Genomic DNA, 519 nt, shown 5'->3' with positions numbered 1-519 from the left:
GGGGAAGTAGCTGTTGAAGGACACCGCGGCGTCGGCCAGGGAAAATTCGGCCGTGCCCTTGACCCCGACGTCGATCAGCCCCTGCGCCGGGCTCCAGCTGTTGATGCCGGCACTGGCGCTGGCGGCGAAGCGCAGGGCCTGGGCGTCGGCCGAGACGGCGTAGCGGGCCGCATCGGTGGCGTTGGAGGTCCAGGAGACTTCCTGGTGCAGGGTGTTGAGCAGGTTGTCCTTGTCACTGCTCCACGAGGCCAGCTTGGCCTCCAGGCTACCCAGTGGCCCTGATTTACGGCTGGTGCTGATCGCCGACTGAATGTCCTTGATCAACTCGCCGGCCAACTGCTTGTTGAAGGGTTTACCAGCCAGAATCCGTGTACTGACACGCCCGTTCCAGTCGACACGCTCATGAAACGCTGTGCGGATGTAATAGCGTCGGCTCGGGTCACTGAACAGGATCACTTCCACCACATGAATACCGGTGCGCTGCTGATGCCCTTGTTCTGTTCTGCGCTCACGGCCCTG

1 pseudogene is annotated in these 519 nt (G+C 62.6%); it reads right to left on the bottom strand.

Features of this window, described 5'->3' with window-relative positions:
• Nucleotides 1–519: pseudogene (locus tag EKA13_RS28025) on the bottom strand (LysM domain-containing protein); the annotation flags it as partial.

The sequence above is a fragment of the Pseudomonas defluvii genome (assembly GCF_001695625.1).
In the GTDB taxonomy this organism is placed as follows: Bacteria; Pseudomonadota; Gammaproteobacteria; order Pseudomonadales; family Pseudomonadaceae; genus Aquipseudomonas; species Aquipseudomonas defluvii.
Note: the sequence above shows the minus strand (reverse complement) of the source record. Positions and strands in the feature narration are given on the sequence as shown.